Source organism: Singulisphaera chitinilytica (genome assembly GCF_049331405.1).
Lineage (GTDB): Bacteria > Planctomycetota > Planctomycetia > Isosphaerales > Isosphaeraceae > PoT.
The window spans coordinates 5,927,928-5,952,080 of the sequence record NZ_CP186274.1 but is presented as its reverse complement, the minus strand read 5'-3'; the positions used below and the strand labels follow the sequence as shown (position 1 = coordinate 5,952,080).

General features: G+C 65.7%; 16 protein-coding genes. 8 read left to right on the top strand and 8 right to left on the bottom strand.

Features of this window, described 5'->3' with window-relative positions; genetic code table 11:
- Window positions 1-60: 60 nt before the first annotated feature.
- Window positions 61-930, top strand: coding sequence for a hypothetical protein (locus tag ACOYYX_RS23605; RefSeq protein WP_422924285.1), 870 nt, complete (start codon window positions 61-63; stop codon window positions 928-930).
- 459 nt (window positions 931-1,389) lie between these two features.
- Window positions 1,390-2,103 carry a PEP-CTERM sorting domain-containing protein gene (locus ACOYYX_RS23600; protein ID WP_422924283.1) on the top strand — a complete coding sequence of 238 codons (714 nt, stop codon included), beginning with the start codon at window positions 1,390-1,392 and terminating at the stop codon, window positions 2,101-2,103.
- A gap of 238 nt (window positions 2,104-2,341) precedes the next feature.
- On the opposite strand, the gene ACOYYX_RS23595 is transcribed toward ACOYYX_RS23600, so the two are convergent.
- From ACOYYX_RS23595 to ACOYYX_RS23585, 3 genes are read right to left on the bottom strand one after another with little or no spacing between them, the layout of a single operon-like run.
- Window positions 2,342-5,863 carry an efflux RND transporter permease subunit gene (locus ACOYYX_RS23595; RefSeq protein ID WP_422924281.1) on the bottom strand — a complete coding sequence of 1,174 codons (3,522 nt, stop codon included), beginning with the start codon at window positions 5,861-5,863 and terminating at the stop codon, window positions 2,342-2,344.
- The gene (locus tag ACOYYX_RS23590; protein ID WP_422924279.1) at window positions 5,860-9,816 is read right to left on the bottom strand and encodes an efflux RND transporter permease subunit; all 3,957 of its coding nucleotides are present in this window, start codon (window positions 9,814-9,816) and stop codon (window positions 5,860-5,862) included. Before ACOYYX_RS23590 ends, ACOYYX_RS23595 begins: the two co-directional genes overlap by 4 nt.
- A complete protein-coding gene (locus ACOYYX_RS23585) occupies window positions 9,813-11,237 on the bottom strand; it encodes an efflux RND transporter periplasmic adaptor subunit (protein WP_422924277.1) in 1,425 nt (474 codons plus the stop codon). The genes ACOYYX_RS23590 and ACOYYX_RS23585 overlap by 4 nt, the downstream gene beginning before the upstream one ends.
- 810 nt (window positions 11,238-12,047) lie before the next feature.
- Here ACOYYX_RS23585 and ACOYYX_RS23580 point away from each other — a divergent pair.
- The 3 genes from ACOYYX_RS23580 to ACOYYX_RS23570 all read left to right on the top strand — a co-directional run bounded on the left by ACOYYX_RS23580 (window position 12,048) and on the right by ACOYYX_RS23570 (window position 16,182).
- Window positions 12,048-13,931, top strand: coding sequence for a HEAT repeat domain-containing protein (locus tag ACOYYX_RS23580; RefSeq protein WP_422924275.1), 1,884 nt, complete (start codon window positions 12,048-12,050; stop codon window positions 13,929-13,931).
- A 341-nt stretch (window positions 13,932-14,272) separates the two neighbouring features.
- A complete protein-coding gene (locus ACOYYX_RS23575; RefSeq protein ID WP_422924273.1) occupies window positions 14,273-14,791 on the top strand; it encodes a hypothetical protein in 519 nt (172 codons plus the stop codon).
- A 44-nt stretch (window positions 14,792-14,835) separates the two neighbouring features.
- Window positions 14,836-16,182, top strand: a complete 1,347-nt coding sequence (locus tag ACOYYX_RS23570; protein ID WP_422924271.1) for an HD domain-containing protein — start codon at window positions 14,836-14,838, stop codon at window positions 16,180-16,182.
- A gap of 95 nt (window positions 16,183-16,277) precedes the next feature.
- Here ACOYYX_RS23570 and ACOYYX_RS23565 read toward each other — a convergent pair whose 3' ends face one another.
- The 5 genes from ACOYYX_RS23565 to ACOYYX_RS23545 form a co-directional block, all read right to left on the bottom strand.
- Window positions 16,278-16,730, bottom strand: coding sequence for a DoxX family protein (locus ACOYYX_RS23565; protein WP_422924269.1), 453 nt, complete (start codon window positions 16,728-16,730; stop codon window positions 16,278-16,280).
- 63 nt (window positions 16,731-16,793) lie between these two features.
- Window positions 16,794-17,147, bottom strand: coding sequence for a YciI family protein (locus tag ACOYYX_RS23560; RefSeq protein ID WP_422924267.1), 354 nt, complete (start codon window positions 17,145-17,147; stop codon window positions 16,794-16,796).
- Between the two features lie 39 nt (window positions 17,148-17,186).
- Entirely contained in the window at window positions 17,187-17,666 is a 480-nt protein-coding gene (locus tag ACOYYX_RS23555; RefSeq protein ID WP_422924265.1) for a DUF1579 domain-containing protein, read from the bottom strand.
- A 282-nt stretch (window positions 17,667-17,948) separates the two neighbouring features.
- Window positions 17,949-19,199, bottom strand: a complete 1,251-nt coding sequence (locus ACOYYX_RS23550) for an RNA polymerase sigma factor (RefSeq protein WP_422924264.1) — start codon at window positions 19,197-19,199, stop codon at window positions 17,949-17,951.
- A gap of 294 nt (window positions 19,200-19,493) precedes the next feature.
- Window positions 19,494-20,822: a DUF1501 domain-containing protein gene (locus tag ACOYYX_RS23545; RefSeq protein ID WP_422924262.1), complete on the bottom strand. Its 1,329-nt coding sequence runs from the start codon at window positions 20,820-20,822 to the stop codon at window positions 19,494-19,496.
- Window positions 20,823-21,159: 337 nt separating this feature from the next.
- Between ACOYYX_RS23545 and ACOYYX_RS23540 the strand changes: the two genes are divergently transcribed.
- The 3 genes from ACOYYX_RS23540 (at window position 21,160) to ACOYYX_RS23530 (ending at window position 24,120) form a co-directional block, all read left to right on the top strand.
- Window positions 21,160-22,257 carry a DUF1559 domain-containing protein gene (locus ACOYYX_RS23540; RefSeq protein WP_422924260.1) on the top strand — a complete coding sequence of 366 codons (1,098 nt, stop codon included), beginning with the start codon at window positions 21,160-21,162 and terminating at the stop codon, window positions 22,255-22,257.
- 52 nt (window positions 22,258-22,309) lie between these two features.
- The gene (locus ACOYYX_RS23535; RefSeq protein ID WP_422924258.1) at window positions 22,310-22,720 is read left to right on the top strand and encodes a hypothetical protein; all 411 of its coding nucleotides are present in this window, start codon (window positions 22,310-22,312) and stop codon (window positions 22,718-22,720) included.
- A gap of 155 nt (window positions 22,721-22,875) precedes the next feature.
- Window positions 22,876-24,120 (top strand): acyltransferase family protein, encoded by a 1,245-nt coding sequence (locus ACOYYX_RS23530; protein ID WP_422924256.1) that lies wholly within the window; start codon window positions 22,876-22,878, stop codon window positions 24,118-24,120.
- The last annotated feature ends 33 nt before the right edge of the window (window positions 24,121-24,153 follow it).

The window sequence follows — 24,153 nt, the reverse complement described above, 5'->3', positions numbered from 1 at the left end:
CCGCGAGGTGCGAGCCGCTGTGTACACGGCGGCTCTGCCGCAATCAAAGGAGGATGACCGATGCATACGACCTCGAAGGCGGCCGCGATGGCGGGTGCCCTGGCGCTGGGCGGGATGCTCGGGATGGGATCGCCGTCGGCCTTCGCGCAGATCGGCGCGGGCCCGGCCGCATCGGCCCCCGAGTTGTTCGCCCCCACGTCGAGCCCGGCCTCGGCCGCGGCTGCCCCCGCCCGGGGCGCCGACGCGACGGCCCTCAGCATGGACGACCTGCCGGAGCTGCCGGCGACATCCTCGGCCCCTCCTCTGGCCTCGCGCCGGGACTTCGCCCCCACGACGAATGGGGCCACGGCGATCCCCCGGACCAATTACGCCTACCCGAACACGGCCAGCCCCGCCGCAAGGCCGGCCGCGTATACTCCGTCTGCGGCGAACGGTACGCCGACTTACGCCCCCTCGGGCACGTATCCGGCCTCGTTCGCCGGCCAGGCCGGCCCCAACGGTGCCACGGCTTCTTATGCGACCGCGGCCCCCAGCCAGGCCATGACGGGTGCAAGCCGAGCCAGCCTGAACATGCCGGCCATCCCGGCCGTGGCGCCCCCCGCGGTGGCCAACGTCGGCATGGGTGCGCCGAGCAATGACCCCGGCTATGCCCCTGTCCACAACCAGCACCCCGGGGTCGGCGCCGGCGCGATGCCGACGCCTCCGAGCGGGCCCGGCAGCCAGTACTGGACGTCGTCCAGCCCGCCCACGCCGCCCCGCAAGCCCTCGCGGATCAAGCGACTCTTCTCGTTCCTCGACTTCCGGGACAAGGAAGAAGCCGACACCGAGAAGACCGCCGGAGCCTACCGAGACCCCAGCACCGGCTATAACAACCCGGTCGCCAAGCCCTGGCTCAAGCACTACAACGACGAGTCTTATAAGGGCAAGTGAGCGAACGCGACTCCCCGAGGTCGTCGCGAACAGGTCGATTCAAACCAGGAACCCAGGACTCACCCATGCGAGTCCTGGGTTCCTGGCGTTACGCCCAGGGCTTTCGTTGGACGGAGGTCAATGAAGATGGCCGGGGTTGAGGAGGGAGGCATCGCAGAAGTGCGAGGCATGGCCCGAGAGTCGTTGTTTTTTTGAAACAAACTTAGACACAACGTTGACGATGCACTGTAATTGAGGTGAAGTCACAGCCCATGGACTCAAGATGTGCCTCGGATGAATTCTGTCATATGAATCGTCCGGAGTCTCTTGGATAGCGCGATGAGCCGGGCGCCGAGTTTTCAACCAGCCCGCCTCATTCGTCGGGATGTTCCGACACACGATTCGAGAGCGTCCCCGGTGATGGGTGACGTCAAGTCGTTGTGCGCGCACCGACACCATCAATTCCAAGAGGTTTGAGCGATGAAGTCACGGGCCACGCACCTATCCCCACGCTTCCTAATTAAATCCTTCGCCTATTCCATGGCCCTCGCGTGCGTCCTGGCGGGCCAGGCGAATGCAGACATCAGGCTCGTCAGCGATCTGTCGGGAGCGACGGAACCTAACAACACGACCTTTTCGGCGGACGTCTCGCTCAGTTCGTTGACCAATGGGAACTATGAGTTGACGATCAAACTGGTCAACACCACGACCTCGAGCGCGGTCGGCGGATACATCACGGGCTTCGCGTTCAGCACCCCGACCGGCGCGACGTATGTGTCGGGTTCTTACCAGACGACGAACAGCGACTTCTCGCTCCTCACGGCGCCGGTCTCGACCCAGCCCTTCCCGAGCCAGGATCTGGGTGCCGCCCTGGGTGGAAGTTGGACCGGGGGCGGCAGCCCCAATGATGGCATCGCGTGGTCGGCCGCGGGGACCAACTCCGCGACGTTCACCTACGACTTCTCCGGTACGGGCCTGACCGAAGACATGTTCAAGACCGCCCTCATCGGCACCTCGTCCGACCCCGGCTTCCTGGTCCGTTTCAGGGGCCTGGCGAACGGCCAGAGCAACAAGGTCCCCGCCGCCGCGGCCCTCGTTCCCGAGCCGACCTCGTTCGCCCTGCTCGGGATTGGCCTGACGGGTGCCCTGCTGGGGCTCAGGCGTCGTCGCTCCGGCAATTCTCCGGCGTTGTGATCCATTGGGTGTCGTCCGGGGTCAGGCCCTCGTCTCACGCATTCGTCCCCGAGCTGCCTGCAGGATGAACGCCCTCTCGCCTTGAGATCGTCACGGACGATCCTTCGCCAGGCCCACGCCATCCCCTGCGACGATCAAGACTCCTGCCGAACTCTGACCGCGATTGCGGACGGTTCGCCAGGAGTCTTTCTTTTCGATGGGCTCGCGATGCCGAGACCGGCAAGATCAGCACGCCTTGCTAGTGCGCCGGCGGGCTCTTCGCGTCCGGTTCCGCGGGTTGGGCCTCGGGCTCAGCGGGTTTCGACTCCTTGGCCTTCTTGTAGCCAAAGCCCTGGATCACGTCGTAGAAGACCGGGGTCAGGATGATGCCGAAGAGGGTGACGCCCAGCATCCCGCTGAAGACGGCCGTCCCCAGCGACTGACGCATCTCGGAGCCGGCCCCCTCGGCGATGACCAGGGGGAGGACGCCGAAGATGAACGCGAACGAGGTCATCAGGATCGGCCGCAGCCGGAGACGCGCGGCCTCGAGGACGGCCTCGCGCGGCGAGGCGCCGGCCTCCTGCTGCTGCTTGGCGAACTCGACGATCAGGATGGCGTTCTTGCTCGCCAGGCCGACCAGCACCACGAAGCCGATCTGCGTGAACAGCGTCACGTCCATGCCGGCCAGCTCGACGCCGACGACCGAGCAGAGCAGGCACATCGGCACGACCAGGATGACGGCCATCGGCAGCTTCCAGCTCTCATACTGCGCGGCCAGGACCAGGAAGACGAACACGACCGCCAGCCCGAAGACCCCGATCGCCGTGCTCCCCGCCTGGAGTTGCATGTAGGCGAGCTCGGTCCAGTCGTACGCCATCGAGTTCGGCAACTGCTCCCTGGCGATCTCCTGCATGAGGGACATCGCCTGGCCGGAGCTCGTCCCCGGCGCCGCGTTGCCCGTGATGGCGGCGGCCGTGTACATATTATAGCGCAAGACCATCACCGGCCCGCTCGCCCCGCGTATGTCCATCAGGGTCGCGAGCCGCATCATCCGCCCCTGGTCGTTGCGGACCTGGAGCTGCCGGATGTTCGGGACCTGGCCCCGGAACTTGGGATCGGCCTGGACGTTCACCTGCCAGGTGCGCCCGAATTCATTGAAGTTATTCACATAGTACGACCCCAGGTAAACCTGGAGCGTGTTGAAGAGCTCGCTGACCGAGACCCCGAGGGCGTTGGCCTTCGTGCGGTCGATGTCGAGGTAGAGCCAGGGGGTGTTGGCTCGCGAGCTGTTGAAGAGCCCCTGGAGCCCCGACGACTTGTTGCCCCGGGCGACGATCTGGTCGCTGAGGCGCTGGAGGTCTCCCAGGCCGAGGTTCCCGCGATCCTCGATGATGAGCTTGAAGCCGCCCGTCGTCCCCAGGCCGTCGATCGGCGGTGCGCCGAAGGCCGAGACGATGGCCCCGCGGACCTCCTTCTGACAGCGCGCCTGCAACTCCGCGGCGATGGCGTCGGCGGAGAGCGTCTTACCTCGACGCTGCGAGAACTCCTGGAGCAGGACGTACATCGAGCCGAGGTTCGGCGCGTTGGCGTTCAGGATGAGCGACTGCCCCGAGACGCCGACCGTGTGCTCGACCCCGGGGATCTTGTGGGCCAGCTCCTCGATATGGGCCATCGCCTTCTGGGTCCGCTCGACCGACGCGGAGTCGGGGAGCTGGACGTTGAGCAGCAAGTACCCCTTGTCCTGCTGCGGCACGAAGCCCGTCGGGGCGCTGTCGAAGACGTAGTACGTCAGGCCGAGCAACCCGCCGTAGGCGATCAGCACGATCACGCTCAGGCGCAGGACCCTGGCCATCGTCGCGCCGTAGAAGGCTGTCACGCGATCGAAGAGGCGGTTGAACCCCTGGAAGAGCCAGCCGAGCCCAGCGTTCACCGGCCCGATGATGAACCAGCCGACGAGCCCGCCGATCAGGATTCCTGGCACCGTCAGGGCGGCCGTCACCGCCCACGGAGGCCAGCCCGCAACCACCCGCCCCAGGCCCACTGACGTCTTGCCGTGGCCGATGAGCAGGTCCTGCCCCAGCCAGGCGGTGAGGATGCCCCCCAGCAGGCCGAAGAACCACCAGGGCAGGGCCTCGCGCTTGTGGACGTGCCCCTCGCCCCCTTGCTCGGTCTTGAAGATCATCACCGCGCGGGAAGGGGTCATCGTCAACGCATTGACGGCCGAGATGATCGTCGACGCGGCGATCGTCACGGCGAACTGCCGGAAGAACTGCCCCGAGATCCCCCCCAGGAAGCAGCAGGGGATGAAGACCGAGCTGAGCACCAGCGTGATCGCCAGGACGGGCCCGGTGATCTCCTCCATCGCCTTGATCGTCGCGGTCCTCGCATCCAGGCCCGTCGCGATCAGACGTTCGATGTTCTCTAGGACGACGATGGCGTCATCGACCACGATCCCGATCGCCAGCACCAGGCCGAACAGCGTCAGGTTATTCAGGCTGAACCCGAGCGCCGCCATGACCGCGAAGGTGCCGATCAGCGAGACCGGCACGTCGATCATCGGCAGGATCATCGCCTTCCAGTCCTGGAGGAACAGGAGCACGACGATGCCGACGAGGATCACCGCATCGCGTAAGGTCTTGAAGACCTCATTGACCGACTCGTTGATGAAGGGCGTGGTGTCGTAGACGATCTTGTAGTCGAGCCCTTCCGGGAAGCGTGACTTGAGCTCCTCCATCTTGGCGTAGACCCCGCTCGCCGTGCTGAGCGCGTTCGAGCCGGGGAGCTGGAAGATGGACATTGCCACCGAAGGCTTGCCGTTCAAGGTGCAAGACTGCTCGTACTGCCGGGAGCCCAGCTCAACGCGAGCCACGTCACGCAGGCGGACGATGCCGGGCACGTCCGGGATCGTGGTGTACTGGTCGTTGGACGAACCCCCTTGCGCCGGCTGGGTCGAGCCCGACTGCCCTCCCGAGGAACTGCCCTGCGACGATTGAGACGTCTGCGTCGAGCGTTGGCCCGCCTTGAGGATGATCTCGCCGAACTGCTCGGGGTCGGTGAGCCGCCCGAGGGTGTTGATGGTGAGCTGGAACTGCTGCCCACTGGGGACCGGCTGCTGGCCGATCTGCCCGGCGGCGACCTGGATGTTCTGCTGGGTGATGGCGTTGACGACGTCCGTCGCGCTCAGGTTCAGGGCCGCGAGCTTGTCGGGGTCGAGCCAGGCCCGCAGGCTGTAGTCGCGCTGGCCGAGGTACGTGATGTTGGCGATGCCGTCGAGCCGCCCCAGCTCGTCCTTGAGGTAGATCGTCGCGTAATTACTCAAGAAGGTGCTGTCGTAACGCTCGTCGGGGGAGATGAGGTTGACGATCATCAGCGTGTTCGGGGTCATCTTCTTGACGCTGATCCCCTCGTTCTGGACGAGCGGGGGGATGACCGGGAGCGCCAGCGAGACGCGGTTCTGCACCAGGACCTGGGCCATGTCCGTGTCCATGCCGAGCCGGAAGGTCACGGTGAGCGTGTAGGCCCCGTCGTTCGTGCATTGCGAGGACATGTACGTCATGCCCTCGACGCCGCTGACCTGCTCCTCGATCGGGGCCGCGACCGTGTCCCTGACGGTGAGCGCATTGGCCCCCGGATAGAGCGCGGTGACCTGCACGGTCGGCGGCGTGACGTCGGGGTACTGCGCCACCGGCAGGGTGAAGACGGCGACCCCCCCCGCCAGCACGAAGACGATGGAGAGGACCACGGCGAAGATCGGACGATCGATGAAGAATCGTGAAATCACGGGTGCGGATCTCCGCCGGATGGTCCGGCAATCGGTTGGGCAGGGGGGCTCGTCTCCACTCCTTGGCGCTCATGCTTCGCCGGCGACCTGGGCCAGATCTTGCCGTGGAGCCCCTGCAAGGCCAGCCCGACCAGCAGGCCCACGCAGGCGCCGATGCCGAGGCCCCAGGCCGGCCTCACCACCCCGAGCCTCCCGAACAGGTAGCCGACCACGAGCCCGAGGGAGGTCCCCAGCAGGATCGAGCCCAGCCATCGCGTCCTCGCGGCCGAGAAGAGCTTCGTCTCGCCGACCCCCTGGATCACGAAGAAGAAGACCGGCGTGAGGAAGATCCCGAAGAGCGTGACGCCGAGCATCCCGCTGAACACCGCGACCCCCAGCGACCGCCGCATCTCGGCCCCCGCACCGACGGCCACGACCAGCGGGAAGACCCCGAAGATGAACGCGAACGAGGTCATCAGGATCGGCCGCAGCCGGAGCCGGCAGGCCTCCTGCGTCGCTTCGAAGACCGGCTTCCCCTCCTCGTGCAACTGCCTGGCGAACTCGACGATCAGGATCGAGTTCTTGCAGGCGAGCCCGACCAGCACCACCAGCCCGATCTGCACGAAAATATTCACGTCTCGATCCGTATACAAGACGCCGGCCACCGAGCAGAGCAGGCAGAGCGGCACCACCAGGATGACCGCCATCGGCAACGACCAGCTCTCGTAGAGCGCCGAGAGGGCGAGGAATACGCAGACGACGGCCAGGCCGAACACGTACATCGCCGTGTTGCCCGCGCGGATCTGCATGAACATCAACTCGGTCCACTCGGTCTTCATCGAGAGGGGCAGGGTCTTGGCGGAGAGGCGGTCGATCGTCTCGATGGCCTGCCCCGTGCTGACCCCCGACCCGAGGTTCCCGTTGATGGCGGCCGTCGCGGCGAGGTTGTAGCGCGTGACGAAGACGGGCCCGCCGATCTCCTTGGGCGTTACCAGCGTCCCCAGCGGGACCATCCGGCCCCACTTGTTGCGGATCTGGAGCAGGTTGATATCCTCGACCTCGTTGCGGAACCGCCCCTCGGCCTGCACGGTCACCTGCCAGTGCCGGCCGAACTCGTTGAAACTGTTGACGTAAAGCGAGCCCAGGTACATCGAGAGCGTCTGGTTCACGTCGGTGAACGAGACCCCCAGGCTCTCGGCCTTGGACCGGTCGATGTCGAAGAAGAGCTGCGGCGTGTTCGAGCGGAACTGCATCGAGACGCCCGAGAACCCTTGCTGGCGCTGGAGGCTCCGCGTCAGGGCGTCCGCCTGGCGCTGGAGGTTCGTGAGCCCGAGACCGCCGCGGTCCTCGACCATGAGCTTGAATCCGCCGGCGACGCTCAGGCCGGGGATCGGAGGCGCGCCGAAGACCGTGACCTGGGCGTCGCGAACCTCCTTCGTATACGCCTTGCGGAGCTTCGCCATGATCGCGTCGGCGCTCCGGTCGGCCCCGCGCCGCTTCTCGAACGGCTCCAGGACGATGAACATGGATCCGAAGTTGGAGCTCGTCGCCGACTGCAGGAACGAGAGCCCCGCGATGACGACCGTGTGGGCCACCCCGGGAGTCTTGCGGGCGATCTTGTCCACCGCCGCGAGTGCGGCTTGAGTGCGCTGGAGCGACGACGAGTCTGGCACCTGCACGTTGACGATCAGGCGCCCCTGATCCTGCTGCGGCACGAAGCCGATGGGGGCCTTGGTGAAGACGAAGTACGTCAGCACGAGCAGGCCGCCGTAGCCGATCAGGACGAGGAAGCTCAGGCGCAAAAGCCTCCCGATCATCCAGGCATAAGCGGCCGTGCCGGCCTCGAAGCCCTTGTTGAAGAGCCGGAAGACGATGCCGAGCACCATGTCCAACAGCCAGGTCAGAGGGTCACGCTTTCCCCCACGGCGCTTCAGCAGGATCGCGGCCAGGGCCGGGCTGAGCGTCAAGGAGTTGAAGGCGGAGAAGACCGTCGAGACGGCGATGGTCACGGCGAACTGCCGGAAGAACTGCCCGGTGATCCCGCTGATGAACGCGCAAGGCACGAACACCGCGCAGAGCACCAACGCCACCGCGATGATCGGGCCCGTCACCTCCTCCATGGCCTTGCGCGTGGCCTCGTGCGGGTCGAGGCCATGCTCGAGGAAGCGTTCCACGTTCTCGACCACGACGATGGCGTCGTCTACCACGATCCCGATCGCCAGCACCAGGCCGAACAGCGAGATGTTGTTGAGGCTGAACCCGAGGAGCGCCATGACGGCGAACGTCCCCACGATCGCGACCGGCACGGCCACGAGCGGGATGAGCGCGGCCCGCCAGTTCTGGAGAAAGACCAGGACGACGATGCCGACGAGCACCACGGCCTCGAGCAAGGTCCGCACGACGTCGCTCACCGACTCGCGGATGAACGGGGTCGTATCATAAGCGATGTCATATTCGATACCGTCCGGGAACCGCGACTTCAGCTCCTGCATCTTCGCCCGCACGCGATCCGCGACGTCGAGGGCGTTCGTCCCCGGGAGTTGGTAGACGGACAGGCCAACGGACGGATGGCCGTCGAAGGTGCAGGCCTGGTTGTAGTTCTGCGCCCCGAGTTCCACGCGGGCGACGTGGCGGAGGCGGACGATGCTGGGAGCCGGCGGGGTCGGGGGGAGCGCCAATGACTCGCTACCGACCCCCTGGTTCGCGCTCGACGACTTGCTGCCCTGGCTCTGATTGATCATGAGGCCGCTCATCAGGCCCCCGGTTGCGTTCCCGCCGCCACTCGATGCGCCTCCGCCCGCGGAACTCCCGCCGCCGGAGGTGCTGCCGCCCCCGGTCGAGCTGCCCCCGCCGACGATCCCGCCCGTCACCCCCTTGCCGAACGTGGAGCCCGGGAGCCGCTCGAACCCGGAGATCACGCTGTTCGACGTCGTCATCAGGCTGTTCGAGACGGGCGTCTGGCTGCTCGACGGGTCGCTGCTCATCCCGCCGGGAAAGCTCGAAGCGGTGCTGGTGCTGCCCGAAGACCCGCCGGCACCGCCGCTCGTCGTCGACGTGCCGGTCGTCGCGCCCGCGGGGGTGGTCGGGTCGGCGCTCGTGGATTGGCTCCCCTGGAGCGGGGCGTTGGTGCTCGAGTCCTTCGAGCTCGAGCCCCCCGAGGACGAGAACCCGAGCAGCCCCTCGTTGCGGGTCGAGCCGTGGGCCTTGCCGACCTTGACGACGATCTCGCCGAACTGCTCGGGGTCGGTGAGCCGCCCGAGGGTGTCGATCGGAAGCTGGAACGCCTGATCTTGCGAGATGGGCGCCTGGCCGAGCTGGCCCGCGGGGGCGTCGAGGTTCTGGGTCCGGATGGCGTTGGCCACGTCCATGGCCGTCATGTCGCGCGAGGCGAGTTCCTGGGGGTCGAGCCAGGCGCGGATGCTGTAGTCGCGCTGGCCGAGATAGTTGACGTCGGAGACCCCCTGCACGCGCAAGAGTTCGTCGCGGATGTTGATGGTGGCGAAGTTGCTCAGGTAGATGTCGTCGTAGCGATCGTCGGGCGAGAAGAAGTTGACGATCATGAGGATGTCGGGGGTCTTCTTCCGGATCGTGATCCCCTGATTCTGCACGGCGGTCGGCAGTTGGGGCATGGCCAACGCCACGCGGTTCTGCACCATCACGAGCGCCGTGTTCAGGTCGGTGTCGAGGTCGAAGGTGACGGTCAGGGTGTACGAGCCGTCGTTGCCCATCTGCGAGGACATGTAGAGCATGCCCTCGACGCCGTTGACCTGCTGCTCGATCGGGGCCGCCACCGTGTCGGCCACCACGGGCGCGCTGGCCCCCGGGTAGGCGATCGACACCTGCACGCCGGGGGGCGTGATACGCGGGTACTGCGCGATCGGCAGCGAGTAGAGCGCAATCCCGCCGATCAGCGTGATCACGATTGAGAGGACCGCCGCGAAGATCGGGCGGTTAATGAAGAACGGCGCGATCATGGGCGACGCCCTTCGGCGTCCTTCGCTTGGGCCTTCGTCTCGGAGGCCTTGGCCTGGTCCCTCGCGTCGGCTCCCTTCGGCTGGGCCTTGGTGTCGGCCCCCTTCTCCTGCGGGGTCTCGGAGTCGGAAGCCTCATCCCCCTCGGGCTGGCCGAGGACCGGCATGGGGATCTTCTCGGGCCGGACCTGCATCCGGGGATGGAGCTGGGGCAGGCCGCCGACGATGACCCAGTCGTCGGGCTTCAGCCCGTCTTCCACCACGCGGAGGCCGTCGGGCTGCAAGGCCCTGGTCTTCACCCGCCGATACTGGACCTTGTCCTTGTCATCGAGCACATAAACATACTTCAACCCCTGGTCCGACCCGATCGCGCGGTCGATCACCAGGAGCGAGGAGTGCGGTAATCCGATCGGCAGCCGGATCCGCACGAACATCCCCGGCGAGAGGACCCGGATCCCGCCCGGGGGCTCGGGGTTCGCGAAGACACCGCGGGCCAGGATGCTCCCCGTCGTGGGATCCACCTGGTTGTTCACGAAATTAATTGTTCCCTGATGGGGATACCCTTCCTCCCCCTGCAGCCCCATCATGACGGGGATCTCGGTCCCTTGCGGATGCCGCTTGACCCTCCCCTCGTTGACCGCCTTGCGGATCCTCAGCAGGGTCGGCTCGTCAATCTCGAAGTAGACGTAGAGGGGGTCGAGCGAGACGACCGTCGTCAGCAGGGTCTGGTCCTGGTTGACGAGGTTGCCCAGGGTCAAATAATAGCGGCTGACCTGGCCGTCGATGGGGGAGGTAACTTTCGTGAACTCATGATTGAGCTGATACACCTCCATGTTTTTCTGAGAGGCCTTCACGCGGGACTCGGCCTCCTCGACCGTCGCGCGGACCTGATCGAGCTCCTGCTGGCTCACCGAGTTCGGCACCCTGCTATTCAGCGCGAGGTCACGGGCGAGCGTGATCTTCGCGAGCTTGAGCTGGGCCTCGTAAAGGCTGACCTGCCCCTGCGCCGAGTCGAGCTGGGCCTGATAGGGCCGGGGGTCGATCTCGAAAAGCAGGTCCCCCGCCTTGACCGACGCCCCCTCCTTGAACGGGATCTTCACGAGATACCCGGTGACCCGGGGCCGGATATCGACCGACTGGATCGCCTCGGTCCGCCCCGTGAAGTCGACGTGATCCGTCACCTCACGCCGGACGGGCTGGCTCACCGGGCTCACCGGCAGCTCGGCCGGGGCCGCCATGGGCGGCTTGCGATGGCAACCCCCGGCTGCCAACACCAGCAAACAGGCGCCGGCCACGACGAGTACACCCCGGCTGATGCCACCTCGCCGAATATGGCACAAGCCGGAGTCTCGTCCGGATCCGAGGCAGGGGAGCAGGCGCCGACCGTTCGGCTTGCCTGCGGGGAACGCCTGAGAAGTTGCCATGAAAACAACCATCCCGCTCGGGCCGCAGTGGAGATTTATTCCGGGAAGGGGGGGGAAGCCATCATGCTGGAGCGGTGGACGATCGGAAAGCCCCCGTCGGAAAGTGGCCGACCGCAGGGGCGAGCGAACGTCTTGCTTTCCAGGGCCCAACCAGGCCGTCGCCCCTGAAAGCACCCCCTTCCACCCAAGCAAGACTGATGCCGGATAAACTGCAAACCGAATATCCGCGGGGAGTGGTCGTCTACTTCGAGAGAGAAGCGATCAGACGGGGAGATGAGCGTCGCGGTTCCCCGCCAACTCTCTCGCAGCGAATCTACACAATAATATTCCAAGCTCACTTAAATATCCATAAGCGTAAGGAAGCGTATCACGATGCGGTGGGCCATGCCTCCTCTCCTCGTCGGCGCAACCGGCTTGCTCGTCGCCATTGCATCATCGTGCCAGCCAGGTGACGGCGAAAGGCACGGGATCGCCAGGCCACGAGGGGATAACGCCAGACCCGCGGAATCGGAAGCTGCCAGGGCCGTGCGGAACTCGTCCGAGTCGCTCCTCAGGCCGGGCCTAGATGCAGCCGAGAAGATTCGGGCGGCGGAGGATATCGCGAAACTCGGACCCGAGGCTCGGATGGCCGTGAAGGCGCTCGTCGCCTCCCTCGCCGACACCATGATCACCGTGCGTATCGCGGCTTGCAAGGCTCTCGCTGCGATCGGTCCCGAGGCAAGTGACGCCGTGCCTCGGTTAACCGCCGCCCTTTCCGACCGGGGCGAGATTCCGCGTCCACATGGCAACAGATCTCACCAATCCATTTACATGCATCGCTACTATGAAGCCGGCCCGGCGGTCCGTGAAGCCGCTGCAGGAGCCCTCGCCTCGATCGGCAAGGACGCGGCCGACGCCATACCCGGGCTCATTGAAGCCATGAGGGTGGAAGAGTCGACCAAGCATCATCAGTCGTACATCGAGGCCCTCGTCGCGATTGGGCCGAAGGCGATTCCGTCGCTGGTTCAGGCCCTCGGGACTCCCGAGGCCAATCTCCGGATCGGCGCCGTCGATGCGCTTGGACGGTTGGGGCCGGAACTGGCGAGCGCAGTTCCTGGGTTGATCAAGGCCCTCGATGACGGGACGGAATTCATGCGCGGGCCGGCCGACTCGAGGACGATCGGCGGCGACATCGCGGATCTCATGGTCAAGCTCGGTCCACGCGCCGCCCCCATGCTCGTCGACGCCGTGAAAGACCAGGACCTCTCGCAGTCGATACGCATTCGAGCCGCCATCGTCCTGACGCGAATCGGAGCCGACGTGCCCGACGCCCTGATTCAGGTGCTCGTCGGAGGATTGAGTCAGCCTCGCCTACGTGACGAATCGGCCGATGCGCTCGGCCGCCTGGCCCCTCTTGCCGGCGGTGCGATCCCGGCGCTGGCGACCGCGGCAAAACAGGAAGAGTCCTATCATGCCGCCGCGGCGCTGGCGAAAATCAGCCCTTCGCATGAGGTCGTTGGCGAGGCCCTCAAAACACTTGAATCCAGGCTGAGTCACGAGGAATGGCGAGAGCGGTTCGACGCCATCAGGGCGCTCCGACTTTTCGACTCGCGTAGCGTGCCTCTCCTCATGACTGCGATCAGAGACACCGACCCGCTCGTGCGCCAACTGGCGATCGGCATGCTGGGCGACATCGGACCACCGGCTCAGGCGGCCGTACCCCCGTTGATCGAGGCGTTGAACGTCGAAGGCCTGGATCATGACGACACGACCGCGATCGTCCGTGCGCTTCGGAAAATCGGCCTGGATCGAAAGAGTGCCATCGAGGCCGCGTCCATCCTGTTGGATCTGCTGCGTGCCGAATTGTCTGCATCTGAAGACGTCGCGGGCGTGCTGGGGCAGATCGGAAGAGACGTCGTCCCGAACCTGATCGGCATCCTCGCGGACGACAAGGCTGGCACAATCGCTTGCATCAATGCGATCGCGGCCCTGGGCAAAATCGGCCCTGGCGCCTCGGATGCTGTCCCGTACCTGATCGAGGCCCTGCAACATTCAGGGGCCGCCCCGTCTCTGCATCGCGAGTTGATCCAGACGCTCGGGAGTATCGGGCCGGCGGCGAATCCGGCCGTCCCCGAACTCCTGGAGGCGACGAGAGTCGAATCAGATACGGCCGTCCAGGCATTGATCCGGATCGGAGACCCCGCCTTACCCGTCTTGATGAAGACCCTCAAGGACGGTGACAGCGACTTGCAGGAGGCCGCCTTGCGCGTCGTCGCCGGCCTGGGAGCGAAGGCAAGCGATGCGAGCCCGGTCCTGATCGAGCTTGCCCGGAAGGCTGATCCGACGCTTCGAGTCCTGGCAATCACGGCGCTGGGTCAAGTCGGCCGCGGCGACGAGAACGTCGAGGCGGTGCTGATCCAGGGTTTGAGAGATCCCCGCCAGCGGATCCGCGCCGCCGCGTGCGAGGCCCTCGGCAAGATCCGCCCATTGTCGACGGCCACGGTCTGCGAGAAGTTGACCGCGGCCCTGGAGGACGACGCCCTCCTCGTCCGCCTGAAGGCGGCGGAGGCCCTGGGAGAATCGGCGCAGGCCGCCTCGTGCGTCTTGCCCGACCTGGAACGAGTCGCAAGGAGCGAACCCTACGAGACCGTGCGGTTCGCGGTCAGGGAGGCAATCTCGAGAATCCAGTCACATCAATCCAAAATCAAGCAATGATATGAAACGGCTCACAACAACGACGTTCGACCTGATGCAGGTTCCGTCCGGCCAGATGAATCGGCGATTAAAAACGATCGAAGCGTTCAAGACTTCTATTCGGATGAACGCGATCATGATCCCCGGCGGTTTCCTTGACAGGGGCCTTTCATCGGGTAACCTTCCAGACATTGATTCAGGGTTATGCAGGCGCATCGCCGCCGCGAGACAACACCAAGGGTATAGCGACCTCTCACCCTAAGATGATCAGGGCCATGAGTCTGGCGTCCTCGCAACATTCCGGCTCGAACGGAAGTGCGGAGGGGCGTCCTCCTCGCCGGTGACGTTGGGGGAGACTGGGGATGACCCGTTATCAACTGGCGAAGATCGTGGACTGGGCGGGGACGCTGGATACGCGCAAGCGGATGCAGAAGGTCGTCTACCTCCTCCAGGTCGCCGGGTGCCCGCTCGAGGCCGAGTATGCGCTCCACCACTACGGGCCCTACTCGCAGGAAGTCGCCCTGCTCACCGACGCGATGGTGCAGGCCAAGATCCTCGTGGAGAGGGCCGGGGCCAACCCGGTCGGGCAACAGTTCTCCTATCAGCTCGACGAGGTCGCCCGCGTGAAGCTCGCCGACTTCGAGTCGTCCCCCAGGGGCGCGACCACCTGCTCGGTGCTGGCGCCCTTCGAGGAGCAGGCTCGCCGGCTCTTCCTGGTCGACTTGAAAGATTTGGAGTATGCCTCGACGATCGTCTTCTTCCGCGAGCGTGGCCACGACTGGCTCGAGGCCGTCGAGAAGATGTGCCGGTTCAAGCGCCTGACGGCGGGGAGCGGCGTCGCCGAACGCGCCGAGGTCCTGGCCAGGCAGGTCGCCGGCTGATCGAGACCGGGGCCGAGGATGAAGGATGAGGGCGAGGCACGGATATGTCGTCGAAGATCATCCGAGATCCGCTCTATAACTACATCAGCATCGATCGCAAGCACGACCGCTGGCTGCTCGAGCTCCTCGACACTCCGGAGATCCAGCGCCTCCGGCGCATCCATCAGCTCGGGGTCAGCTATCTGACCTATCCCGGGGCCGATCACAACCGCCTCGCCCACAGCCTCGGCGTCGTCCACCTCACGAATCAGGCGCTCCAGCACCTCGCCCGTATCTCCGACGACGACCCCCAGACGAGCCAGGGGCGGCCCCCCGTGATGGCCTCGGCGATGATCCACGACGTCGGCCACGGCCCTTTCTCGCACGTCTTCGAACCCTGCCTCGGCGTCAAGCACGAGGACTGGTCGCGGGCGATCATTCTGAGCGACGAGACGAAGGTCCACCACGTCCTCAAAAGTCACTTCGGCGACCCCTTCCCCCGCAAGGTCGCCGACCTGATCGACCCGAACAACCACGACCAGCCGGCCTGGCAGAAGTATCTCCTCTCGAGCCAGCTCGACATGGACCGGGTCGACTACCTCCGCAGGGACAGCCTCTTCACCGGCGCCAGCTACGGCGAGTTCGACTGGTTCCGGATCCTGAACACGTTCGAGATCTACGAGGACGAGGACGCGAACCGGGACATCGTCTGGGCCGAGAAGTCGCTCCTCGCCATCGAGGAATATATCTACTCTCGCTACCACATGTATCAGAACGTCTATCTCCACAAGACGACCCGGGGCTTCGAGCGTCTGCTGGAGACGATGTGGAAGCACGCGAGGTCGCTCCACGACGACGGCCGAGACGCCTCGCTCGTCCCGGCCATCCGGGATTTCTGGGATGCCCTGCGCACCGCCGACGGCCCCTCGGTGAGGCAGTACCTCGCCATCGAGGAATACACCGTCCTCTCGCAGATCCAGGCCTGGACGGGCCACCCCGACCGCGCCCTGGCCGACCTGGCCCGGCGCTTCCTCGAGCGAGACCGCCTGACCATGATCGAGGCCCCGAACTTCGCGAACCCGCTCGCCCCTGACCTCGAAGACTGGGAAGAGGCCCTGACCGACCTCGTGCGGAGCCGCGTCGAATACCGGCCGGCCGAGATGTACTGCCTGCGCGACACGGTGAAGGCCAAGTACAACCAGCCCTATTTCCCCGAGAAGGAGAGCGACGAGCAGAGCGTCCGCAACGCGATCCGAATCCGCGTCGAGGGCGAACCCAAGCCCGTCGAGGTCTCCGAGCTCCGCACCCGCCTCAAACCCCTGACCGAACTCTCCACGGACCGCATCCACTACTACATCCCCAGAGACCTCAAGGCCGAGGCCACTCGCCTGCGAAGAGAGTGGGAGCGCTAAAGCCAATCGCGTCTCGAGAATCAAGAAATGCAGGAGACCTGATCGACATCGCTGCGATCAGGTCCTCGGTCGATGGTGGAGATGAACCTTCGTGGTCAGGCGACGGCCTGGGCGGGTTCCTCGACCGCACGAGGCGCCAGGGCAGGGCGGCGGAACGGGAGGAGTTGCCGCACGCGGGGGTCTCGGAAGTAGAGGCTGCCCCAGACCATGGCGCCGAAGATCACCGGGAAGACGATGGGGAAGATCGGGTCGCCCCTCTGGACGTGGGTCCAGACGGCGCCACCGAGATAGCCGGTGATCAGGATCGCGCCGAGGGGCGCGGTCGCCGGGATCACGAAGATGATGGTCGAGACGAGCAGGGTGATCCCGAGGCCGGGGACGATCCGCGCAGGAATTCCCATCTCCGCGCAAACCTTCATGACCTCGTCCACTTGCGCAATCTTGGCCCCCGCGTCGAAGAGCAGGAACAGCACGGAGAGGGCCGCCAGGATCCGGCCGACCCAGAGGGCCGGCTTCGATGGGGCGAGGGATTGCAGGTCGATACTCATGCGAGGAAGTCCCGTCTTGTCTGGGGGTCAAGGGCCCGCCACTTGGGTCGAAGGAGGCCACGATCAGTTCGGGAGGCCGCCGAGCTCCACGATCGGGCGGACCTCGACGGTGCCCAGGCGGGCGCCCGGGATCTGGCCGGCAATGTCGATGGCCTCGTTCAAATCCTTGGCCTCGACCAGAAAGTAGCCGCCGAGTTGTTCACGCGTTTCCGCGAAGGGGCCGTCGGTGGTGATCCGCTTGCCGTCCCGCACGCGGACGCTGGTGGCCGTCGCCACGGGGTGCAACGGCGAGGCGCCCAGGTATTGCCCCTTGGCGTGCAGCTGCTGGGTCAGGCGGACCGACTCCTCGTAGCATTCCACTCGCTCGGATTCGGTCCACGCGTTCTCATCGCCATAGATCAGCAGCATGTACTTCATCGGAATGCCCCCGTTGCGACGGATCACACCAACGCCAGATCACTTCTTACGTTGATAATGGGCCGTCATGAATCGATTCCAATTCCCGTCGTCGTCCAGGATCTGCGACGAGAGGGTCCTGTGGTCGTCGCCGATGAATTCGGTGATATCTTGATACTTGACAAGCTTCTGGCTGGTGAAGTCCGGGCCCTCGGCGTCCAGGGTCAGGATCTTCTCGTCGGCGTCGAGCGAGCCTTCGTAGGTCCAGAGGTAGGTCATCATCGAGGCGATGAACGTCCCGCGGAACTTGCCCGACTCCGGGTCATAGCCGAGCGACATGATCGAAATGCCCGGAGTGCCTCCCGGCAAATTCATTCGACCTTCGGAGATGACCCAGAGGCCGCCGAGCGAGCGGGATTCCTCCACGCCCTCGACCGTCTCCTTGGGCTGATCGGGGCCCATCTGGCTCTCGATCACGCAGGTCCACTCGCCGACGATCTTCTCGAGCCACTTGTGTTCTTTTTGCGGTTCGGCGTGCATGGCGTCTCTCCCCGGGGGGGTAGGAGGCTATGGAAACGAGCCCGCGTGCCCGCGAAGGCCCGCACACGTCCGTTCGGGACAGGGCACGGAGCACGATGGGTTCCGTCGCCGAGTAGTCGACCCGGGGAACCCAGATTCGACATCCGCCCGAAAAATGTTTCCAAGCTGACGCCCGCTCATGACCGGTCGGCAACCACCTGGGAATCCTGCCGGCCCGGCAAGATATACCGCATCACGGGCCCCGAGCCCATATCAACGGCGGCCGGGGCCGGTTCAATCAGCTCAGCTCAGCTCGCGCAGGCGGCCTTCGAGGAATCGACGCTCGGGCTCCTGGCGCGCGAGTTCGAGGGCACGCCGGTACGATTCTCGTGCCTCGTCAAATCGTCCTGATCGCCGGCAGAGGTCGGCACGGGCGGCGTGCGCCAGGTGGTAGTCGCCGAGTTCGCCCCGATCCAGGATGGCGTCGATGAGTTGCAGGCCGGCCGAGGGGTCGTCGCGCATCGCGACCGCCACGGCCCGGTTCAGCTCGATGATGGGGGAGGGCTCGGCCCTGGCGAGGATGTCGTAGAGGGCCACGATCTGGGCCCAGTCGGTCGACGCGGTGCTGGGAGCGTCGGCGTGGACCGCCGCGATCGCCGCCTGAATCGTGTAGGCCCCGAACGACCGCGACGAGAGGGCCCGGCCGACGAGCGTCTTGCCTTCCGCGATCTGCTGGGCATCCCAGAGGGACCGATCCTGGTCTTCGAGCAGGATCACGTCACCATTAGGGGCCGAGCGTGCGGTGCGCCTCGACTCCTGGAGGAGCATGAGGGCGAGCAGGCCTGTGACCTCCGGGTCGGGCAAGAGCTCCTGGAGCAAGCGGCCCAGGCGAATCGCCTCGCCCGAGACGTCGGGGCGCGTGACCGTCTCGCCCGACGAGGCCGAGTAGCCCTCGGTGAAGACGAGGTAGATGACCGAGAGGACCGAATCGAGCCGCGCCGGGATGTCGGCACGCGAGGGGACCTGATAGGGGATCGCCGCGTCGCGGATCTTCGCCTTCCCTCGCACGATGCGCTGGGCGATCGTCGAGGGGGAGGTCAGGAAGGCGCTGGCGATCTCCTCGGTCTTCAGGTCGCAGACCTCACGCAAGGTCAGGGCGATCTGGGTGCTCGCCGGCAGCGCGGGGTGGCAGCAGGTGAAGATCAGGCGGAGGCGGTCGTCCTCGACCTCGCCATCTTCCTTCGCCTCGAACGCCGAGGCATTCTGGTCGAGCCGCGAGGCCAGTTCGGCGAGCGAGGAGTCGAAGCGGATCCGGCGCCTGACGACATCGAGCGCCTTGAAGCGCCCCGCCGAGACCAGCCAGGCCCTCGGGTTCGTCGGCACGCCGTCGCGGGCCCACTGCTCGAGCGCCGCCGTGAACGCCTCGTGCAAGGCCTCCTCGGCCAGGTCGAAGTCGCCGAGCAGGCGGATCAATGTCGCGAAGACCCGCCGCGACTCCGAGCGATAGACGGCATCCACCACCCGACTCACATCCCCGACCGTTTGCACGTCCATGATTCGGATTCCCAAGAACTCGGTTACCACGCCTCCCGATCAATATTCAAACGTACAGTAACCGTACTTAGCAAATCTCGGCAGGAATGCCAGCATAAATTTGGCAAATCGCCGAAAATTCACGAAATTCCCCGGTTCGCACAAGGCCAATGCGCGAGGGGCCCATAGCCTCAATCGCAAAAGAGGCGGCGGGACCACGGGATTCTCGGGGTAGAGACGGACGAAAGCCCGGCTCAAGCGAGCCGGGCTTTCTATAGATGGTTTACCCTGAATGACGCCGCCCGAACCAACTCGTCAGATGAGCTCTTCGATGGGGCGCGAGGTGCTCGGCAGGATGGGGACGGGGCGGCCGGCGATGTCGTTGACGAACGAATGCGGGTCGATGCCGAGGTTGTGGTAGACGGTCGCCAGCACATCGAGGTAGTGGATCGGATGGCTCGCGGCGGAGCCGCCGAGGCGGTCGGTCGAGCCGATGACCTGGCCCACGCGCATGCCTCCGCCGGCCAGGATGGCGCTATTGACGGGCGCCCAGTGGTCGCGACCGCCGTCCTTGTTGATCCGGGGGGATCGGCCGAACTCGCCCCAGACAACGACCGTCACGTCCTGGTCGAGGCCTCGGGCGTAGATGTCGTCGACGAGGGCCGAGACCCCCTGATCGAACAGGGGGAGGCGTTCCTTGAGCCAGGGGAAGTTGTTGCTGTGCGTGTCCCAGAAGCCATAGGCCACGGTCACGCAGCGGGCGCCGGCCTCGACCAGGCGGCGGGCGATCAGGAACTGGTCGTTCCACATCGGGCCGCCGTCGCCGAGGTGGGTCGACGAGCCGATGCCGTACTTCTCGCGCACCCGAGGGTCTTCCCGCGTGACGTCGAGGGCCTTCGCGACCTTGTCGGAGGCAAGCACCTCGAACGCCCGGCGGTACATCCCGTCCATACCGCCGACCTCGGTCGAGTCGACCTGACGGCGGAACTGGTCGAACTGGCTGAGGAGATGCTTTCGGCCTTCGAAGCGGTCGGGGGGGACGCTCCCGCCCTTCAGCAACGCGAGGTCGTCGCCATCCATCCGCGCGGGGCGATGCGTCATCCCCAGGAGCCCGGGCCCCGGCGTGTTATAGGGCCGGTGCTGCATCGTCGGGAAGAGGTCGATGAACGGCGGGACGACCGGGTCATGCGGTCCCTGGACCCTCGAGATCACCGAGCCGAAATGCGGCTTCCCCTCGCGCTGGCTGACGCCCATCGGGTAGCCGGTGATGTTCTGGAAGCTCGAGTGCTCATCCCGGAGCCCGACCAGCGAGCGGATCACGGCCATCTTGTCGAGGGTCGCCGCCGTCCTGGGGAGCAGCTCGCCGACCTCGATCCCCGGGATCTTCGTCGCGATCGGCTTGAACTCGCCGCGGATCCCGTCGGGTGCATTCGGCTTGAGGTCGAACGTGTCCTGGTGCGGCAGGCCCCCGGTGAGGTAGACCATGATGACCGACTTGTGCGACTTCCCTCGCCCCGCCTGGGCCTCGGCCCGCAGCAGTTCGGGAAGCCCGAGCCCCCCCATCACCAGCCCGCCGAGCTTGAGGAACGACCGCCGCGAAACCCCGTCGCAATACTTCCTCGAGGGACCCGAAAGTGTCAGCATGCCTCAGCCCTCGACGTTAATGCCACGCATCCCACGGAGTTCGACCATCCTCAAACATTATGTCAACAATTCCGTCGCTAGCAAGTTCGTTACCCCAAGCACGCCCGCGCAAGCCCCTCATCGTCTCAATCCACGAATCCACGCTGACACAAAGAATCAATCCAACCACGCCAAACATGATCGACACGCCGAGGTCTTGAACTGACGCCCGGCACGAGAGAATCACGCCGGCTCCTCGAGAAGTCGGCCAGGCCTGTCTCAAAGGACTTGAAGACCAGCTTACAAAAAATTACATTTGTCGGAGATACCCATTCTCGCACTCTCGTGGGGCAATCTCATGCTGCCGGCGCGATCGCGGGGACGTTTCGGTCGAGGGTTCACCCTGATCGAATTGCTGGTGGTGATCCTTATCATTGCGCTGCTCTGTGCGCTCTTGCTGCCGGCCGTGCAGTCGGCCCGAGAAATGGCCCGGCGGGCTCGATGCGTGAATAATCTGAAACAGCTCGGGCTCGCGATCCAGAATTACCAGGGCACGAACGAATGCCTGCCGCCGGGAGGCCTCGCATCCTCTCGGCGGGTGGCCATGCCCTTCAATTGCGGTGGGTTGGGGAGCTGGAGCGAGCAATCGCGAGTCCTGCCGTACCTGGAACAGGTTCCGATCTACAACACCATCAATTTTCATGTCTGCAACATTAGCGACCCTATCACGCAGCGGATCAACTCGACCGCCGTCATGATGCGGATCGATCCCTTCCTATGCCCTTCGGACTCAAAACCCGAGGCGACCGTCAACGGGTGGGACATCCCGGCCTCGGGTAACAATTACTTCGCGTCCGTCGGGCCGAGCCTCAACCTCGACGGCCACCTCGATCATGCGTCTCCCGGCGGTGCGTTCATGTGGGGGAAGGTGGTCAGGCTCCAGGACGTGCGGGATGGGACGAGCCACACGATCGCCTTCGGCGAGTGGCGGACGGGGGATTTCGACGGTTCGAGGGTCTCGATCCCGCAGGACGTAGTCGTGGTTTCGGGGGTCTTCCCGGGCGGCGCCACGGAGGCGGACGACGCGAGGATGAACATGCCGGCTGGGGCCTCGGGCTTCTCGGCCTGGCTCGACGCCTGTGCCGCCAAGGCCGGCGCGACCAACAACCGCTCTTGGGTCGGGGAGTCGTGGAGCTTCGGCTACTTCGGGGAGAGCCTGGGGAACACGCTCCTGCCGCCGAACCCGGCGTATCCGAACTGCGAGATCAGCACCTCCGGGCAGGCCGATTTTGACGCCCCCGGTATGTATGGGATGAGCAGCTATCACAGCGGCGGGGCCAACGTCGCCATGTGCGATGGCTCCGTCCGATTCCTCAGGTCGAGCATGAGCCCGCAAACGGTCTGGAAGCTCGGATCGAGAGACCAGGGCGAGATCCTCTCGGCCGACGAATTCTGAGGGTGTCCCCATGCCTGAATTCCCGTAATATCTGCAGGCGGAGGAAGCGTCGATGATGACTGACGAACTCGCCGACCGCCCCGAGACCTTGCCGAGGGTGCTCGCCGTCATCCTGTTCGTGCTGGCCGCGGCCATCGGGATCCCGACGGCCCTCGGAACGCTGGGGGCCCTGATCTCCGGGAAGTGGCCGATACTGCTGGTGGCGGGGATGGGATTGCCCATCGTCTGGGTGGCGACCTGGCTCGGGAACCGACTCTGGATGGGACGAGCGATTCCTCGACGGTTCATCATCGGGGTCGTGGCCGTCTGCTGCGTCTTGCCCCTCGTGTCCCTGATCGTGCGCGGCGCGTGGCTGTATGCCCTGGGCCTGGCCTACATGATGTCGCCTCTGCTCGCGACCCTGCCGAGGTTTCGCAGGGCTGTGGGGAAGCCCAAGCCGCGGGCGATCGACGAACTCATGTGATGAGGGATGGGCGTCCCCAGAGTTGGGGACGACACCCGGGGGCACTCCGGGTATAGTCTCGCCCGATTCCGTCTCTCGAACGAAGCAGGTATGGATTCGGCGTTGGGTGGCGGCAGGCTCAACGTCGAGGCCGGGGTCCACATGGAGGTGGATCGATGGGCCTTGTTGCGCGAGCGGACCGGGCCGGGGCCAGACCTCGGATCGGCTTTCTCGACGGATTGCGAGGGCTGGCGGCCATCTACGTGGTCCTGCACCATGCTGCGCTCATGGTCGCGCCTGCTGGCCTGTCGGGGACGGCCCAGGTTGTCCGATACCTGCTCCGACACGGGCACTACGCCGTCTCCCTGTTCGTGGTCCTCTCCGGCTTCGGCCTGATGCAGCGCGTACTGGTCGACGGCGGCGATCGATTGCCAGGGGGCACGCTCGCGTACGTGCTGCGTCGAGCCAGGCGGATCTTACCCCCCTATTACGCGGCCCTTGGGCTCACCTGGCTGCTGATCGCCCTGATCCCAGCGCTGGGGGAGCCGGGCCTGACGCCCTGGGACCGGGCCTTGCCGGCGTTTTCGACCGGGTCCATCGTCGCGCACCTGCTCCTGATCCATAACCTGGACGGGCAGTGGATCTTCCGGGTCGCGCCCCCGTTCTGGAGCCTGGCCACGGAATGGCAGGCGTTCCTCCTCTTCCCGGCCTTGCTCGCGGCCCGACGACGCTGGGGAATCACGGCGGCCGTCGCCTCGGCCGTGATCGCCGGAGAGGCCATCGCCGCGCTCTCCGTCCCGCTGCAACGGCCCGCGCTCCGGGTGCTCTGCCCCTGGTATCTGGGGCTCCTGGCGATGGGGATGGCCGGGGCCGTCCTGACGCGACAGGCCCGGATCTTCCAGGCCCTGCGGGCTCATACCGGGCTCGACCGGGCTCTCGTCGCACTCGTGTTCCTGAGCACGGGGCTGGCCTGGTGGACGATCGGCCCGGCGGACGAGACGCGGATGATGGTCGGCGACCTCGCGTGCGGCCTGGCGATCACGGCACTGGCGGTCCGCTGGTCGTACCTCTCGATGAAGGCCGACGCCCAACCCTGGGCAAATCGCCCGCGCGTGCTCCGCTGCTTCGAAGGCCGATTCATGGTCGCGTCCGGCAGGCTCTCGTATAGCCTCTACCTCACGCATTACCCGATCCTCGCCCTCGCGAACCTCGCGCTGAGGGCCCAGGGCTGGGGGAGTGACGCGAGGCTGGCCGCCCTGATCCTGATCGTCTCGCCCTCCTGCCTCCTCCTCGCCGAACTCTTTCGCCGCCTCTTCGAGAGCCCACAAGTTGTAGGCTCGCCCGCGGCGGCTCGCGAGCGCCTCGACCCGGTCGAGAAAGACCGCGTCCTGGTCAGGACGAGGACCGCGATCGAAGCCTGAACTTACCCACCCCGCACCGCCCGAACCGACCCG